Origin of the sequence: Streptococcus sp. 544 (assembly GCF_013277385.1) — a bacterium.
Lineage (GTDB): Bacteria > Bacillota > Bacilli > Lactobacillales > Streptococcaceae > Streptococcus > Streptococcus mitis_BA.
On record NZ_VMMU01000021.1, the window covers coordinates 1 to 19,100 of the forward strand.

Annotated in this window: 6 protein-coding genes; 2 read left to right on the plus strand and 4 right to left on the minus strand. The window is 40.1% G+C overall.

Annotated features, from left to right (window positions below):
* Both HT728_RS08650 and HT728_RS08655 read right to left on the minus strand, forming a co-directional pair.
* Positions 1-11,055 (minus strand): Rib/alpha-like domain-containing protein (locus HT728_RS08650; protein ID WP_173234800.1); only part of this gene is annotated, 11,055 nt, incomplete at its 3' end.
* A 1,239-nt stretch (positions 11,056-12,294) separates the two neighbouring features.
* Positions 12,295-13,197 (minus strand): Rpn family recombination-promoting nuclease/putative transposase, encoded by a 903-nt coding sequence (locus HT728_RS08655; RefSeq protein WP_173234802.1) that lies wholly within the window; start codon positions 13,195-13,197, stop codon positions 12,295-12,297.
* Between the two features lie 197 nt (positions 13,198-13,394).
* On the opposite strand from HT728_RS08655, the gene HT728_RS08660 reads away from it, so the two are divergent.
* Together HT728_RS08660 and HT728_RS08665 are read left to right on the plus strand one after the other, a co-directional pair.
* Entirely contained in the window at positions 13,395-14,372 is a 978-nt protein-coding gene (locus tag HT728_RS08660; RefSeq protein ID WP_173234804.1) for a Gfo/Idh/MocA family oxidoreductase, read from the plus strand.
* Positions 14,369-15,451, plus strand: a complete 1,083-nt coding sequence (locus tag HT728_RS08665) for a DEAD/DEAH box helicase (protein WP_173234806.1) — start codon at positions 14,369-14,371, stop codon at positions 15,449-15,451. Before HT728_RS08660 ends, HT728_RS08665 begins: the two co-directional genes overlap by 4 nt.
* Before the next feature lie 331 nt (positions 15,452-15,782).
* Here the strand turns inward: HT728_RS08665 and tuf are convergent, their stop codons facing one another.
* Both tuf and gla read right to left on the minus strand, forming a co-directional pair.
* The gene (tuf, locus tag HT728_RS08670) at positions 15,783-16,979 is read right to left on the minus strand and encodes an elongation factor Tu (RefSeq protein WP_001040724.1); all 1,197 of its coding nucleotides are present in this window, start codon (positions 16,977-16,979) and stop codon (positions 15,783-15,785) included.
* 1,088 nt (positions 16,980-18,067) lie between these two features.
* Positions 18,068-18,937: an aquaglyceroporin Gla gene (gene gla / locus HT728_RS08675; RefSeq protein WP_000348121.1), complete on the minus strand. Its 870-nt coding sequence runs from the start codon at positions 18,935-18,937 to the stop codon at positions 18,068-18,070.
* Positions 18,938-19,100: the final 163 nt, after the last annotated feature.

Consider the following 19,100-nt stretch of genomic DNA (forward strand, 5'->3'; position numbering starts at 1 on the left):
TGTTGCTTTGTCGTTGTTGATCACTTCTGGCGCTGCTGCTTTCCCTGTCTCTGCTTTTTGCTTAGCGTCGTTATAGGCAGTCACTTTGCTTGCTGGCTTGTCAGCTGTGTCTGGTGCACTTGTGATTTCGCTGCCTAAGGCATTATTCGCTTGCGTTAGAGCTGTCTTGTCTGCTGGTTTCACCACATACGGAACTGTTACTTTTTCTGTACTTTGATCTGCGTAAGTAACAACAACGTCAAGAGTATGGCTACCTACTGTAGTTGGATATTGTGTTCCTTCTTTCAGTGCAGCTGATTGTTTGTTAGCTACATCTACCGCCGCAAGTAACTCTGCATTCGTAGGATTTTCACCGATTACTTTTGTAATCGTCTTAGTCGTCACTGTATGTGCAGGCGCTGAAATCGACGTTGGTGTTTGCGCACTCTTCGTATCACCACTTCCCGCTGTCGCAACTGCTGTTACTTGACGATTTCCTTGTACTGAGTTCGCTGGGAAGACCCAAGTATTTCCACGTTTTTCAATACCATCTGCTGTCCAGCCATTCGCTTTACTTACAGTTATTGTATTTACATTTGTATCAGTTGTAGGAACAGTAAATACTACTTCGTCTGCATCTTCTGGAATAGTTACAACAGTTTCACCATTTTGTTTATTCTCATAAGTCAACGCTGCTGGTGCTGGATTTGTCACTGTAATCGTTACATCGTATTCGCCGACTTTATTTGTGCCAGTTGCAGAAGTTTCAGTTAATTGAACCTTATACTTCCTTGTTCCAACTGTTTCAACGTCAGGTTGTTCTTTCCATGTAGCTGTAAAGTCACTTGGGAAGTCTTTTTCGACATTCTTTTCAGTGTAGCTAATACCTTTTCGAGCATCTGCTCTCAAGTCAGTCAGAGTTTGACTTCCCTTAGCTGCTGTAATGGTTCGTCCTGCGAAATTACGCTCTTTGGCTACACGTATATCCGCATTATCACTTTCTGCATCAAAGACAATCTGTTTCACTTTCACCGGTAATGTAGAAGAACCTATTTCAGCAGATTGGTCTGTTTGACGTAAGTAGGTATTATCTGGAAGTTTATAGGTCCAGACACCATTTTTCAGTGCACCTTCACCTGGTTGAAGAGTAGCTGGGTCTTTTCCGTTATTAGCGTCAATTTCAACAGTTTTACCAGTTTGTAAGGTCAATACAACCTTCGTAGCACTCTCAAGCGCTGTACCAGAAATCGTACGATCCACATCACTTAATTTCGGATCTTCTTCAGTTCCTGCCGTCTTAGTAAATGTCGGCACTGTTGGTTTGGCTACTTGCGTATGAGAAATGTCAATAGTAGAGCCATCATCTGGGAAGTTAATCGTAGCTACTTTAGTCTTATCATCCGTAGTTCCCTTAGTATAAGTTACATTTGCAGGTAAGTTATTATTATTTGCATTCGCTTCTTTAATTTTAGCTGCAAAGCTCTCTTTGGCTGCATCTGTAAAGTTACCATCGGTGATTGCTGTATTACCATAAGTCACTTTTTCAGCATTCGTTGGATAAGTGACTTGATTTCTGTAGAAGTCAGCATACGTTTTAACAGTTACCGAATCACTCTTAGCAGAAGATACTTCATAAGCAGTGTCTTCTGTTGTATTTTTTCTAATTGTTTTCTTGTATGTTCCAGAGACAAGGACATTAGCGTTTAGTTGCTCTCCTAATGCTAAGTCTTTCTTGTAGTCAGCTGCCGCGAATGTTACTGTTGTTGTTCCAGCTGTAATTTCTTTTTCTGCGACAACAGTGCCTTGAGCGTCTTTAAGTTGGACTTTTACAGTTGATCCTGTCGCTAACTGAGAAGTTTCTGGTAAGTTTGATACCGTAACAGCTGGTTTAGTTCCTGCTTGACCTTGAAGTGTTGGTGCTTTTGGATTAACTGCTACAGTAACTTTGATTCTTTGATCTGTATAATGATGCGTTCCGTCACCACGCTCACTTTCAACCTTAGTTCCATAGTGAACATTAGCCTCTTCTTCTCGTACTCCTACAGTTGTCTGTACTTTAGCTACAGGAGAAGCAGCAAAACCATCGCCCCAACCGAAGAAAGTTGTTGACGGAGTTCCAAAGCTAGTACTTGATTTGACATAAGATCTAGCATCTGTATTTTTAAATGCTTTACCTACTTCTGTTTCAAAGTACTCTTTTCCTGTTGGATAATTGGCCTCGTAACCATAAGTTCTGAAAGTGACTGTTTTTTCTACAGTTCCAGCCCCATTTGGATAAGTAACAATTATTTTATGCCTTATATCTCCCGCTGTTGTATTTGTAGGAATTCCACCTTCAAATTCAATAGTCGTACCTGCTGGTTTATCACCTTCAAAGGCTACATAGAAATCCGGCTTAGCTGGTTGCGTTCTACCTCCAGTTCCCCATACTGCTGATGTCAACGGTTGACTAACAACCTCATGGTAGGTAGTCACTTCTTGATTATTAACCTTACGAAGCGTTACCCCTGGATATACCGTTACTGGGATAGTCAGTTCAGTATTCACACCATTTAGACTAACTACTACAGTTTTATTTGTAGTTCCTGCTGTCGCTGTGGTTGGTTGCTCGCCATTTTTCCATGTTGCAGAAGTTAAAGTAACCCCTTCAGGCACTTCTACAAAGTTAGCTGCATTCGCAACATTCTCAATAGTTGCATCTTTGATAGCGTAAACAGCTTTAGGTTTAACAGCAGTAATCGTAATTGTCTTGTCTGCTTTATTACCGTTCTTGTCTAAGACAGTTACCTTAATATCATTTTGAGAAACTGAGTGTAACGTTCCTTTAATTGATTGAGTATCGTCATCGTAGATTAGACCAGATGGTAAACCAGTAACAATAATATTCCCTTCATCAATACCAACCCCAGCATCTGATAATCCAAGAGGAATATCAACCGTTTTTTCAGCCTCTACAATTTTCGAAGAAGCTCCGATAACAGGTGATGCCTGTTCTCCATTTCCAGCTTGTTTCGTCGTTTCAGCACTTTCGATTCCTTGAGCTGCGACTTTAGCTGTAACATTTGCTTGATCTTTTACTGCTACGTCTTTCAGTGTGATTGCACCAGTAGTTGCATCAATACTAATGCCGTCTTTTTGACCACTTGTAATCGACCATTGATTATCAGCACCCTTAGTAGCTACAATGGTTGTAGCAGCTTGAGCAGTTTTTCTTACTTCTCCACTAACTTGTAGTTGATTGTTATCTGCAGGAGTGTAAGTTACTTCTAGTTTATCGACAGTTGCTTCAGTCACTGGAGTTACTGTAACATCACCGTTATCCGCAGGAGTTACTGCCGGTTGACTTGGTTTAACGTTTACTGTAACACGCTCTACATCTTCACTTGAACCATCTGGATATGCTACCGTTATTGTCGCTTGTTTGACTCCTGGTGTTGATGTGTCTAAAGTCCCTGCTTTCCATGTAAACCTTGTGTTTGTTGGTAAGCTTGTCGCATTTGCTATGCTATCTTTAGCTGTTGGTTGGCTATCTTTTTCTACTGTTTTCTCGACTGCTGTTGGTTCGTAAATTTCTTTTTGCGCTGGTGCAGTTACTGGGATTCGAATATCTTCAGTAGAACCATCTGGATATGTAATACTTGCGCCAATACTGTAAGTATTATCAACTGCATTACGTGTGATAGCACCACCATTATCCATAGTGATTGTCATGTTTGCAGTATTATAGGCTACTTTTACATCCCCTTTTGTAGTAGTGAATGTAAGGTTTTGTTTCATAGCTTCAAACTCTTCTTGAGTCACTGTTGCATTATCTAACGCAATATCTTTTTCAAGATGTTGAGCTGTTATCGTCGGCGTATACTTAGTTGCTTGTGTTCTTGCTTTAAGTAGCACACGAGTAGGGCTAGTTTTATTATTGTCTTTAGCTCCTGGAGATTCATGTAGCCTATTTCCTGCTACATCTTCTGCATCCGCATAAATAGTCCCAATCGTTCTTTCATCTGTCCACAATCTATTTCCATCAGCAGGATTTGTTCTCGATAACGTGCCTGTAACACTTAATGTAATTGGTGCATTACGTTGTGTCTCAGCGCTATCTTTAGCAAATCGATTAGAAAAATCAAGATTTACATTGCTTAAATTAGTAGGATCTCCATTATATCCAACAAAATTAGCGGATACTAATTTCCCAGAATTGTCTTTAAACGTTGCGACTGGTAAATTAGTTGTTTCTGTTGGTGTGATGTATACTACACGATTTCCATCAGCATCTGTTTCCGTATTTTGGAAGTCAACTGTAGGGAAGACATGGTCTCCATCTTTAGCAACTCCAGTTGCTATATCACTTTCTAGACCACCTGTAGCTGGTGTTATTATAGCTTTAACTTTTACTGTTGAACCGTCTTTTACCAAACGGTCTTTAAGCTTAATCTCACCTGTTGTTGGATTTACTGTCAGTGTCGCAGGTACTGATCCAAATGACCAAGAATTACCATTCTTCGTAGCCGTGTATGTTAGCTCGCTAGGATTTGTTCCTTCTTGTGGTGTATAAGTTACACTAATACGGTTTACATTAGGTTGGTTTTCATGCGTAATAAGCACATCACCATTATCTTGTGGACTTACTACTGGTTTAGTTGGCTTAATTTCAAAGTTAATTGTTTTCTCAATGTAACGTCGTCCATTAAGCTCACTATCGGCATTTCCTGCTACTTCAGTTCCAATGCCGTCAGTTCCTGCATATCCAGCTGGGAAGTAGGCTCTTGCTTTCACCACATGACGTCCTGGTGCCTCTGGCAAGTTTGTAATAACTGTTCCAGCTTCATTGACCATACGGAATGTCATTCCTCTAGGGAAATTACCGCTATCTTGACGGTTTGTTCCATCGTTAACCGTTAAATAATTATTCGCATCTTCAAGACTTTGCCCTGCAGCTGCCGCTACTGTAATTGATGGTTGATTTTCTCGTTCAGAACGAGATGATTCAAAATCTAAATCCACTACTTTCAGACGGAATTTAACTTCTGCTTGGTTTCCTGAATCAACTCCATTACTTCCATCAGACACCTTAAGCGTTACAGTTCTAAGTCCTAATTGTGCATTCGCTGGAACTCTTCCTGTGATAGTATGCGTTCCGACTGAATCTTGTGTTTTTCCAGTTTCTGTTAATGTATCACTATTTCCATTAAACTGAATTCCACTTGGTAAACCATTTACATACTTGAGGTTTACTCTACCATCTGAGTCATTATCAAAGAATGTTAATGGTAGATTTAAATTAGCTCCACGATAGACAGTCACCACTGGAGAAGTAGATTCGTTAGCATTTAATGTTACGACTCTATTCTCATCTGTTTTATTAGTTAATTTAACTGTTGGGGCTACCTTATCTGCATTTTCAACTGGTATTTTAATGTCCTCAGTTGAACCATCTGGATACGTAATCGTAGCTCCTACATGATATGAATCACCCTCACGCTTAATAGCACCCTTCTCTTTCATAGTGATAGTCATATCTGAAGAATTGTATGCTACTTTAACATCTCCTCTATTTGTAGAAAATGTTAAGTTTGATTTCATCTTATTAAATTCTTCATCGGTTACGCGAATATCGTTTGCCGTAAAATCTTTTTTAAGTGTTTGTGCATTGATAGTAGGTTCATACTTAGCTGCTTGCGTCAATACTTTGATGACTACACGATTCGGATTTTGTTTATTGTCCGTATTATTTTTAAACTCATTATCTGCAGCATCTTTGGCATAAACATAACGAGTTACAATATTATCACCGTTACTCCATATACGTCTTGTATTACGATTTTCTCTTGGAAGTGTTCCTGTAATCTCAATGTTAAATGGCGCACTAAACTCAACATTATTTTCACTAGCTTTTTTGTTGTAATTTAAACCAAAGTCCAGATTAGTATTACGTCCGTCACCGTGATATAAGACAACCTCTCTTAACTTGTTAGAATCATCTCTCACAGTTCCTAAAATTATAGAACTATTTGATAAGTCCTCTGTCGGAGTTACATAAACAACACGCTCTCCATCTACAACTGCTGTATATTTATCACTAAAAGTAAAGGTAGGTCGAGTTTTCTCACCTGCTAAAGAAGTCCCAGTAGCAACCGTACTTTCTACATCTTGAGCTACCACCTTAGCTGTAACTTCTGTAGCATCTTTTATTTGACGGTCTTTTATTGTCACCGCACCAGAAGTTGAGTCTATTGTCATACCATCCGCAGGCGCGTTATTCAATGCCCATGTATTACCAGTCTTAGTAGCTGTCACTGTTTGTTTATTGTTATCTTTATCTCTATATGTGAAACTTAATGTATTGACGTTTGGTTGGTTTGTCTGTGCTACTACTACATCCCCATTAGCCTCAGCAGTAACTGTAGGCGCTGTTGGTTTAACGTCAAAGTAGATCGTTTTTTCCATATAACTGCGACCGTTCAGTTCAGTATCCGTATTACCTTGGACTACAGGACTCACTTCATTAGTACCTGCATAGCCTGCTGGGAAGTAAGCTCTTGCTTTTACTGCGTGACGTCCTGGTGCTGTCGGCACATTAGATATAACTGAGTTATCAGCAGCATTTATCATACGGAATGTCATACCACTTGGGAAATTACCTTGGTCTTGCCGATTTGTTCCATCATTAACCGTTAAGTAATTATTAGCATCTCCAAGTTCCTGACCTGGATCAGCTTGCAGTGTAATAGATGATTGATTAGCTTTCGCTGAACGTCCTTGTTCAAAATCTAAATCCAAGACTCTTAGTCGGAATTTTAATTCTGCTTTATTTCCACTCTCAACATTACCAGCTTGGTCATCTGAGACTTTAAAAGTGATGACTTGTGTACCTAAAGTTGCATCAGCTGCAACTTTTCCTGATAATGTGTAATTTCCTGGTGATTGTTCTGTTTTACCAGTTTCTGTTAATTGATTATTTGTTCCACCAAATGTTACACCGTTTGGCAAACCACTAATATACTTAAGATTTACTCGACCGGTTGCTGCATTGTCATAGTAAGTTAACGGGATACTTAATTTTGCCCCACGGAAAATCGTCACCAGAGGCGAACTATTTTCATCTGTTTTTAACGGTTCAACTGTATTATTATAGGTTGCATTTGTTAATTTCACTGTCGGTGCAACCGTGTCTTGAACATTAAATGTAATAGCTGTTCCCACACTTGTTGGGGCATAGATCGTATATGCCTTGCCATCAATTGTCTTTTTAACAGGAGTCGTACTGTTAGGTATATTCACTGTTGCTTTGTATTTAGTAACAGTGCCTACTGTGTCTAATTTTGTATCATTCGCTTTAGTTGTTGTTCCTTCTTTCCAAGAATAGGTAACATTATCCGGAAGATACTTAGACGCTTCAGTTCCTGAGCTATTATCAACCACTTTTAAGTAATCTTGTGGTTTTCCTAGTGTTGAATTAACCGCAACATCTTTAGGAGAATTTTTTGGTTGAATATCTACAACTGTATATTGGAATTTGTATGTTTTTGCATTATTGTTGGCATCACTTACAACAACACTTGCCTCATTTGTCCCAAGAGCTGCGTTAGTATCAACCACATTATTAGCTGTTAATTGATAAGATGTTCCGCTTGTAAGATTTGTCTTAGCATCATCGCTATTTCCGTTTTTATTAAACCATACTCCAGCAGGTCCTCCACTCATCTTGAATGACGATACTGTACCAGAATTATCGCTAACAGTAAATGTAGGATTGAATGTTGCTCCACGATAAAGCACAAAACGATTATCAGCAGCATTTTCAGTCAATGCCTTACCATTCATCGTGACTGTTGGTGCTTCGTTATCGCGAGCAATCACACGATATTTGAAGAAGTATTGTTTATCCCCAGTTGAACCATCACTAACAGTTATCGTTGATGTATACGTTCCAGTAGTCATATTATTAGGGACATTACCCGTAAATGTCACCGGACCGAATGTGTTAGATTTAGTAGCATTATTATTTTGTCTGAATGAATCATTCGCATTAGTAGCCGTCACTCCTGTTGGAAGGTTACTAATTCTAAATTTAGTAAGATTTCCTGTATTATCCCACGCTTCAAGCTGTGGTCTAAATGGTTGTCCTTGAACTACTTCATATAAAACCGGATTTGCATCATTTCTCGCTTCAGGAAGTTCACTTCCATTTACAATTCTAACTTTAGGTGGGACACCATCTGTTGCTGCTTTTTCATCAGAGTTATCCGATTCTATACCATCTTGTAAGACATTGTTACGATCTAGCCAACCATTTTTTGTACCTTGTTTCACATAGTATTTACCAGTTTCTAAATCTACATTTGTGAAGGTAATTTGACCATTTGCTGTAGATTTCATAGCTTTCACAAGGGTATCCGCTTGTCCGTTTTCCCCTTTTTTATACAGTTCTACATTTAGGTCTTTATTGATATTGTTTACTACGATATCTGTTGTCGTTCCTACTTTTCGACTCAAATCTGTAACAATGTTCGGCTTATCTGGTTTAACAATAAAGGTTAGCGGAATTTCATTAGCACTATTATCCGAACCAAAGAGGGCACGGAGTTTGTAGGTATGCACCCCCGCGTTATTGGCAATCGTTTCCGCTGCTTGCGTTTTATTTGTTATTTCATGTCCTTCAATAATCCAACTGTACTGAACACCTGAGCCACCAGCATCCCTATTCATATCAAACTTAGCCTTCTCAATATCAGAATAGCCATTTACAGCGATATAGTATCCAGCATCAATCTGATGATCCCTACCGAAAGCTCCCTGACTGGTAATTACACCTTTTGCATAGGTCAAATCCGTTTTCGCTCGGTCATCTGCATAAGTATTTCCATAATACAAAGTATTAGATTTATCAACACCAGCATCTACATAAGTATAGCGCCCCTTTTCAACTAGGAAATACCCATTTCCTCTCCCTCGCATACCATATTTGTCTGCTTTTAATGTTTCAGCATCCGTTTTTGCAAAGAGTTGAATTCCAAGGCGACGTTGGTCTGTCGTTACACGTTTCAAACCTGCAGCATAACTTAAATCTTTTAAGCTACTACTTCCAGTTGTTTCAAACTCGATTGTATACTCGTTTCGATCTTCTTGGCGAATTTCAAAAGTATAGACATCTCGAACATCTCGGTCTATAATCTTTCTTTTTTCGTTAGAGTATGTTTGTTTATCACTTGGTTCGATACCATCACGATTGTAGAAACCACCAGTAGCTGTTGGAGGATAAATGGATTCTGTGATTAGCTCAGAAAGGCTATGTACTTTGAAACGCCCTGCAGAACCTACATATCCAGTAAGCGTTGCATTAGTCTGGTTTTTATTTCCTTTTCTCGCATTGATAAACCCTGCACCTCTAAAAGGATTTCCCTCAGGCAAGTCGGTAAAGGCATTGTCTAGTGCTGATAAAATTTCATCTTTCCCTGGTTCGATTTTACCTCTTTGACGAGTTGAGTAGCCGCTACCATTCGTAACTTGCGTTACAACACTACCACTTTTTAGTTCTTGACCTTGCGGAAGTGTAAAGAACATCTTATGGGTATGGAGATTTTTATGTTCACCATTGATTGAAATCTTCCATTTGATACCTGTAGCAGTCGGTATGGTTTCAACGTGATAATTGTTATAGGTTTCCTTAATTGAACTTCCTTCATAGAAACGACGAATAACCCCTCCGTTTGAAGCAAACACATAGGTGTATTTAGGATATGGTGAGTTATTTTGTCCACTTTCAAAGAAATAACCTGTTTTCGTATCAAAGTCAGCATTCTCGATACCAACTGCCGCTCTATCCTGCCCAGCCGCACGTTTCGTACGAGTTGGTGCGCCTGCTGACATCGAGCGGAAACCTGACCATCCTGTGGCGTTGGTGCGCGGTTGGATGATTACATTGTTTTCGCTTGGGGTTGCAGGTCCTGTTACCACTCCTGCATTTGCTTCATTTTCAGCAAGGACTCCTTCAATCAGTTCACGTGATTTTTTCAGGTCTGCTAAGGCCGCATCAAAATCTGATTGACTGATGGTGTCGCCTTTAGAAAAGGCTTCATTGAACTTATCAACGGCTGCCTTGGCTGCTTGGATTTTATCTGCCGATGCTCCATTAGCTCGGAGTTGCTCAGTGATGAACTCTAATTCATCTTTTAGGTCATAAACACCATTTTCACCTTCTGTATTTGTGTAGGTTGGGAGCGTCTGTGGAGTAGCTTGAGAGCCAGCTCCAGAACCTGTTGAGTCTCCTCCAGCAGATGGCCTAACTTGATTTTCATCTGATGTAGGCTCGCTCAAAGTTCTTCTACGACCTTTTCCTCCACTTGTTTGCGCAGTCGTAGCTCCCTCTGGAGTAGCAAGTCCAGTAGGTGTCAGACTTGTAGATGTCAGACCAGCCCTTTCCAAGATTGTTGGAGTTTCTAGGCTAGGTGTCAAGGTTTGATTGACACGACTCATAAGCTCAGCCATCAGTCTTGCTTGCTCATCAACCTGCGCTTGCGTCGCTTTTGGATCTTCCAAAACTGCCTTAGCTGCTGCTAAACGCGCTTCCACTTCAGCATGGAGTTCCTGCATTGAGCTAAGCGTTAGTTTTGCCAACAAAGCTTGCAGATTACCTTGAATTGATTTGGCTGCTGTCGTATCAGCGACGGTCGGCTCTTCTTGCTCTTTTACTTCTCCTGCTTGAGAAGGTTCTTGGTTAGCTGGATTTGTCTCGGACTGAGCAGAGTTAGACTCAGCTCCTGCTTGCCCTTGATTGGTTTCCTCAGCTGGCGCTTCTTGCGTTTTCACCTCATCAGCTGCTTTGAGTTCAGCTGGCTGGTCAGTTGAAACCTTGTTCGAGTCTCCCTCATCCGAGGACGCCGGATTTCCATCTGCATTGCCATCAGAACCTGCCGTAACGACATCACTTGCCGTAGCTGGAGTAATGGGTTCATGCGCTGCTACTGCCCCGTTAGCAAAGAACATCAATGCCGCAACCGCGACACTGGCAGCACCAAAGTGATATTTTCGAATCGAATATCGGAAAACCTTTTCTTTGTTATATTTTCCAAAGTCCATGAAATTTTTCTCCTTTTTTGTAAGTTGTTTTGAAAACAAAAATAGCCTTATCATCTTCAAACTCACATGATATTAAATAGTATTGATAGAACTATTTAACCCACTGCACCCAGTGTACAGTCTAGTAATAATTATACCATACCCCCCCCGAATTTACCATCTAATCATCCAAAAATCTTGATTTTTAGAGAATTTTTTAGCATATGTTTATTATATTGATTATAGATATACGCTTTTTTGATTTATTTCCTATAAACTAATAACTTTTCTATATCTTTATTTATGAAAATTTTAGTATAATAATAGTTATAATTGGCTGATTTTTAGTAGTGTGAATATATTAAATATAATTTAGAAACCAAGTATGGATTCAAATTTTAGTTTGAAAAACCCTCCCTATTTTTGGATTGGAAGAGCTTATCATCAGTTTCTAAAAAATGTCTAAGACTTACGGGACTTATTCGATACCTATTTGCAGCAAGATTAAATGGTTAGCTGGTTAGAAATTGAATTGTTAGCTTTTATTTCATCTCACTATCCCCTATTCCTAGAGCCACAATCTCCCTATTCCTTTCTTTGACGATTCTCATCTCTAAAATCACTCCTATCCCTAGACCGCTTTCAGCCCTTACCTCATGATAATCAAGCTTGGAAATATAGTAGATTGAAATAGAATATGAACAAATTGATAAGGGGATTTTAAAATAATTTCTAACAATATTTTAAAAGCCCCTTGTACTATCCCAGCTTCAGCTCATTATATTTGTTCTAAATCCATTGATTATCATTCTACTCTTATCCTCAATCTAAGATTAGTATTTTGAGCTATCCTACATAAGTCTCCTGGCTTGCTTTTTGATTTTCGTTTATAGAATATTGAATTTGGAATAGTTCACTAGTACTTCTAAAACATTCATAGAAATTACTTTGACTTTCCTGATTGATTTTTCCAGTTCTTATTTCATTCAGATATGCTATGCATTAACCGATAGCGGATACCTACGGAGAGCTTGCCACTCAGATGTAGGACCTGCCCATCATACAAAAAAACAGACTTCATCCCACAAAGAGATAAAATCTGTTACTATTTTCTACACGATATTTCCTAATTTTTAATCCAGCAGTTGGTCCGCCTGGCTGATGGCTCGCTCGGGGTGCTGGGTAAAGGGTTTGTTCCCAAAAACTCCAACCATGGTTTACGAACCTTGTCTTTGCTGGTTTCTCTGTATTTTTTAGGTCTTATTTATGGTGGGCCTTCAATAGCGCCTCAAACTCAGATGCTGACATACCCAACTGCTGACTGGCAACCTCGGAAGTCAGAAGTCCTTGGCGAACCATATCCAGAAAGGCAAAGAATTTCCCACGCTCTAGACCTTGTTCAATACCTTCCGCCCTAGCTGTTTCCAAGGCATAGTCCTGTGCTAATAATGCTTGTTCTTCACGCATACGTAGTTGACTAAACATCTTCCTGTCCTCCTCGGACCAGCTCTTGTAGTCCAGCAGTTGGTCTGCTTGGCTGATGGCTCGCTCGGGGTGCTGAGTAAAGGGTTTGTTCCCAAAAAACTCCAACCATGGTTTGCGAATGCTATCTTTGCTGGTTTCTCTATATTTTTTTAGTTCCAAGAATGCCATCTTAACCAGATGGTTTTCCTGACCGTTATTTATTATGGTTAAAACCTCACCTGTCGTGTCCTCTCGCATACTGAAACTGTGAAAAGCCAAGTCATCTGAGAAATAATTACTGTCCACGATTGCGATGGCATATACTGGTGCGATATGCTTGTAACTCTGGTGTGTATCACCTTCTCGTTGGCGAATTTTTTCTAGGTTTTGATTGACCTGACTGCAAAGGTAAGCCCACAGGCGATTGATGAAAAAATTCTGATGATGTACCTGAATTTCAATAATTACCTGAGTGCCATTGTCCAACTCCGCCAAAACATCTATACTGGTATAGAAATCCTGCACCGAGTAGGGTAAAGAAGGCAAGACATGAATGTTACTTCCCTCCAAAATGGTCACATTTTTTGCTGGCAAGTCCAGCATATCGCGGATAAATTGACAAGTGATTTCTGGGTTGCTGAATATTTTCTTAGCAACCAAGTCATTAGTTGGGCTAATGCCCGGATGTCTTAGAATCATCCTTTTCCTCCTTCTATTATAGCACATTTTTTAATCTAATTTACTAGATTTGATGCTTATATCTATTTATTCGTAAAAGAAAGCTTTTCTTCAGAAGAAAGCGAATCGCTTATTTGAAATTTTTTACCCTCTGTTGGATAGTCCCGTCTATCTATGTTATAATGAAAGAAAGATTTAAAATCGGAAAAGGAGTATCTATGCTTAAATTAGGTGTCATCGGAACAGGTGCTATCAGCCATCACTTCATAGAAGCAGCCCATGCCAGTGGAAAATACCAGCTGGGCGCAGTCTATTCTAGGAAACTTGAAACCGCAGCAACCTTTGCTTCTCGCTATCAGAATATCCAACTCTTCGATCAATTAGAAGACTTCTTCAAGAGCTCCTTTGATGTGGTCTATATTGCCAGTCCAAACTCCTTGCATTTTGCTCAGTCAAAGGCTGCCTTGTCTGCTGGTAAACACGTCATTCTTGAAAAGCCAGCTGTCACTCAGCCACAAGAATGGCTAGACTTGAGACATACAGCTGAGAAAAATCACTATTTTATATTCGAAGCAGCCCGCAATTACCATGAAAAAGCTTTCACTATCATCAAAAACTTTTTAGCAGACAAACAAATTTTGGGAGCAGATTTCAACTATGCCAAGTATTCTTCCAAAATGCCTAACTTGTTGGCTGGACAGACACCAAATGTCTTCTCAGACCGTTTTGCCGGTGGAGCTCTTATGGATTTGGGAATTTATCCTCTCTACGCTGCCGTTCACCTTTTTGGAAAAGCTAATGACGCGACTTACCAGGCTCAACAGCTTGACAATAGCATTGACCTAAATGGAGATGGTATCCTCTTCTACCCTGACTTTCAAGTTCACATCAAAGCTGGGAAAAACATCACTTCCAATCTTCCTTGCGAGATTTATACGACAGACGGAACCTTGACCCTCAACACCATCGAGCATATCCGCTCAGCTATTTTTACCGACCACCAAGGCAATCAAGTCCAGCTCCCTATCCAACAGGCTCCTCATACTATGACTGAGGAAGTCGCTGCATTTGCACAGATGATTCAGCAACCAGACCAGACACTCTACCAGAATTGGCTGGAAGATGCAAGCTCTGTCCATGAGCTACTATATACCATACGCCAGACTGCTGGAATTAGATTTGAGGCAGAAAAATGAAAAGCAAACTACCGACTGAGTGGCAAGAACTGAGTGACCAACTCGGTTTCCAGGAATTCACCCCCATTCAAACTCAACTATTTGATCCTATTCTTGCTGGAGAAAACCTCCTAGGAGTGAGCCCAACCGGAACTGGTAAGACCCTAGCTTACCTCCTACCAAGTCTTCTCAGACTACAAAAGAAAAAAGCCCAACAACTCTTGATTCTAGCACCAAATACAGAACTTGCTGGACAGATTTTCGATGTATGTAAAACGTGGGCTGAAGCTATCGGCTTGACTCCCCAACTCTTCTTATCAGGTTCAAGTCAAAAACGACAAATTGAACGACTCAAAAAAGGACCAGAAATTCTGATTGGAACCCCTGGCCGTATCTTTGAACTCATTAAATTGAAAAAAATCAAGATGATGAATGTGGAAACCATCATCCTGGATGAATTCGACCAATTGCTTGATGATTCTCAGATACACTTTGTAGAGAAAATCACTCACTACGCACCGCGTGACCACCAACTGGTCTACATGAGTGCCACGACCAAGTTTGACCAAGAAAAGATTGCGCCGAATACACGTACCATTGATCTCTCTGATCAAAAACTGGATAATATCCAACATTTCTACATGCAGGTAGACCAGCGTCACCGAGTGGATATGCTACGAAAACTAGCTCATGTGGAGGATTTCCGCGGTCTGGTCTTCTTTAACAGCCTATCAGACCTTGGAAGTGCAGAAGAAAAATTACAGTATCGTGATATCTTGGCTGTTTCTCTCGCTAGTGATGTTAATGTCAAATTTAGAAAAGTCATCTTAGAAAAGTTTAAAGATAAGCAACTAACCCTACTCCTTGCAACTGACCTTTTGGCTCGAGGGATTGATATCGATAGCCTAGAATGCGTCGTAAACTTTGATGTTCCTAGAGATAGCGAAACCTACACACACCGTGCTGGCCGTACTGGTCGTATGGGCAAGGAAGGTTATGTTATCACTCTCGTCACTCATCCAGAAGAACTTAAAAAACTCAAGAAATTTGCGAGCGTACGTGAAATTGTCTTAAAAAACCAAGAACTCTATATCAAATAAAGCTCCGTTGCTCTATACACATCCAGTGTATGGAGCTTTTTTATAAGCAATTCAATTTTATACTCTTCGAAAATCTCTTCAAACCGTGTCAGCTTCGCCTTGTCGTATGTATATGATACTGACTTCGTCAGTCTTATCTGCAACCTCAAAAACATGTTTTAAGCTGACTTCGTCAGTTCTATCTACAACCTCAAAACGGTGTTNNTAGCTTCCTAGTTTGCTCTGTGATTTTCATTGAGTATTAGTTCAATATCTGAAAAAAAGAACCTTGCAAAGCAAGATTCTTTTAGTGTCTGACTTAAATAATTGTTCTTCTGGGAACTAAATCGAATTAAGCTTCGATTTCTGTAACCATACCTGAACCAACAGTACGTCCACCCTCACGGATAGAGAATGTAGTACCTTGTTCTACGGCGATTGGGTGGATCAACTCAACGTCGATTGTCACGTTATCACCAGGCATTACCATTTCAGTACCTGCTGGAAGTTCGATTGAACCTGTAACGTCAGTAGTACGGAAGTAGAATTGTGGACGGTAGTTGTTGAAGAATGGAGTGTGACGTCCACCTTCTTCTTTAGTAAGGATGTAGACTTCACCTTTGAATTTAGTGTGTGGGTTGATTGAACCTGGTTTAGCGATAACTTGTCCACGTTCGATTTCGTCACGTTGAACACCACGAAGAAGGACACCTACGTTATCTCCGGCAAGACCTTCGTCAAGTTGTTTACGGAACATTTCAACACCAGTAACAACTGCTTTTTGAGTTTCTTCTTTGATACCAACGATTTCGATTTCGTCGTTGACTTTAACGATACCACGGTCGATACGTCCTGAAGCAACTGTACCACGTCCAGTGATTGAGAATACGTCCTCGACTGGAAGAAGCAATGGTTTGTCAGTGTCACGTTCTGGTTCTGGGATGTACTCATCAACTGTGTTCATCAATTCCATAACGATGTCTTCGTATTTAGAGTCACCTTCAAGAGCTTTAAGAGCTGAACCTTGGATAACTGGAAGATCGTCACCTGGGAAGTCGTATTCTGACAATAGGTCACGGATTTCCATTTCAACCAATTCAAGCAATTCTTCGTCGTCAACCAAGTCAACTTTGTTCATGAAGACGATAAGGTGTTTAACACCAACCTGACGTGAAAGAAGGATGTGCTCACGAGTTTGTGGCATTGGTCCGTCAGTTGAAGCTACTACAAGGATAGCTCCGTCCATTTGAGCGGCACCAGTGATCATGTTTTTAACGTAGTCCGCGTGTCCTGGAGCGTCGATGTGAGCGTAGTGACGTTTTTCAGTTTCGTACTCAACGTGCGCAGTGTTGATAGTGATACCGCGTTCGCGTTCTTCTGGAGCAGCATCGATAGACGCATAGTCTTTAGGTTGGTTAACTGATGAAGGCAAGCGACGTGCCAAAACAGTTGTGATAGCTGCAGTTAGGGTAGTTTTACCGTGGTCAACGTGTCCGATAGTACCAATGTTAACGTGTGGTTTACTACGATCGTATTTTTCTTTTGCCATTTGAGTAAAAGCCTCCAATAAAATATATTTTATAGATAGACAGTAGGCAATACAGTCTAACTTTCCTTACTATTTTATCAAATTTCAGCTAAATTGCAAGTGTTTTACAACGTTTTTGTGAATTATTCTTGGTAAAAATTTAACTAACTAATAGAAAGTACTAAATAGACTTAGCCTTCAAGGAGTTTTCAGCATTATTCATCCACTCACTTGCTGAGAATGTAAACAGTCTCTGGTTTATACTACAAAAGCAAACTAGGAAGCTAGGTATAAGTTATTCACAACATCAGTTTAATACTCTTCGAAAATCTCTTCAAACCACGTCAGCGTCGCCTTACCGTAGGTATAGTTGAGACTGGTCAAAAAGTCTTTGCAATCAGAAAAACATATAGTATCAGGTCTTGAGAAACCTTGGTACTATGCGTTTTATGGGAAGATTTACTTCATTTTCTCCTAAAGTCGAGTTTTTGCCCAACCTCTTCATCTACAACCTCAAAACATTATTTTGAGCTGACTTCGTCAGTTCTATCTACAACCTCAAAACTGTGTTTTGAACAACCTGCGGCTAGCTTCCTAGTTTACTCTTTGATTTTCATTGAGTATAAGATTGCAGATAAAACGATAACCATCATAGGACACAGCAGAGCCAATGTCGGTCGAAGAATAGCCCCCCTAATCGCTTATTTTATAGCGAAATGAAATAGAAACTGAACATTTTGTTGAGGAAGGCAAATCAATTCCCCACAGTGTTTGAGAAAGAAGGGAGGACTATTCCAACCTCAACCCACTATAAAGCAGACTTACAAGATAGGGAACCCATCTCCGATAATATATAGTAGAATGAAAACTACACAATTTGATTGGGGAATTCAAACCAATTCCTCACAATGTTTTAGAAACAAGGGTCTATTATTTCAACTGCAACCTACTATAATAGCTGGAATAGCCCACTGAGACTTCTAAACCACTGCTGGAGAGGAGTTTGTTTAGATTTTCTTTCATTTCCCTAAAAAATCAAAAAGAGAGAACCAGTCTGATCCTCTCTTACTTATAGATGGTGCTCACTCAAATGTTAAAGGAGCTATTTCTTAGAGATAAAGGAATTTGAATACAGCTACTGCCGCAATTGCTGCTGCAATAGGTGCTACTACTGGTACCCAAGAATACCACCATTTTGAATCGCCTTTATGCTCACCAAGAACTGATTTTGGAAGGAAAGCATGAAGGAGACGTGGTCCCAAGTCACGAGCTGGGTTCAAGGCAGGTCCTGTAGGTCCTCCAAGTGATGTTACCAAAGCCATAACGAGGAATCCAAGTGCCAAGTGAGCCACAGAAAGTCCTGAAGCAGTGTGTGGAGCCACCTGTGCTTTAATAGCCAAGTCAGAAAAATCAACTGTTTGTCCTGCTTGTGTTGCCATTTGTTTCATGTATTGAAGCACTTCAGCACCAAAGAAGTTTTTAGTCAAACCAAGAGCTGCAAAGAACAAAACAAATGAACCAACAAACTCGTTAATCAAACCATTGACAGTTGCTGCATAGCGACTTTCTTTTGTACCATGGTCAATACTTGAAATAGTTGAGAAAGTTCCCAAGATGTTATTTGAGTTTTCAGTTTTCAAGTAGAATGGACGGTGTGTTGCCACAACCAAGGCTTGACCAAAGATAGCCCCCAAGACTTGCGCGATAATGTAAGGTACCACTTGTGCCCAAGGGAAAAGACCGCTAACTGCAAGTCCTAGAGTGAAAGCAGGGTTGATGTGGTTCCCAGATACGTTACCAAACATCAAGGCTGGGATCATAACCCCCATACCATAACCAACAGCGATGACGATCCAGCCACTTTGGTGACCTTTCGTACCTTTAAGTTCAACGTTGGCAACTGCACCATTCCCAAGAATGATCAAAATGGCAGTTCCCAAAAATTCAGTGGCATACTTCAGTGCCCATGTGAAATCCATTTGCTAGATTCTCCTTAAAATTTTTTAGATATTCCTTATTTTATCAATTTTTACCCTATTTAGCAACTAGTTTCTGGAAAGATTTTTTAAAAATAATACTCTTCGAAAATCTCTTCAAACCACGTCAACGTCGCCTTGCCGTATGTATGGTTACTGACTTCGT

What these genes read in the sequence shown, in the direction of transcription:
- HT728_RS08665 (WP_173234806.1), top strand. Translation starts at nt 14,369, where the DNA reads ATGAAAAGCAAACTACCGACTGAGTGGCAAGAACTGAGTGACCAACTC.
- gla (WP_000348121.1), bottom strand. Translation starts at nt 18,937, where the DNA reads ATGGATTTCACATGGGCACTGAAGTATGCCACTGAATTTTTGGGAACT.
- tuf (WP_001040724.1), bottom strand. Translation starts at nt 16,979, where the DNA reads ATGGCAAAAGAAAAATACGATCGTAGTAAACCACACGTTAACATTGGT.
- HT728_RS08655 (WP_173234802.1), bottom strand. Translation starts at nt 13,197, where the DNA reads ATGATTCTAAGACATCCGGGCATTAGCCCAACTAATGACTTGGTTGCT.
- HT728_RS08660 (WP_173234804.1), top strand. Translation starts at nt 13,395, where the DNA reads ATGCTTAAATTAGGTGTCATCGGAACAGGTGCTATCAGCCATCACTTC.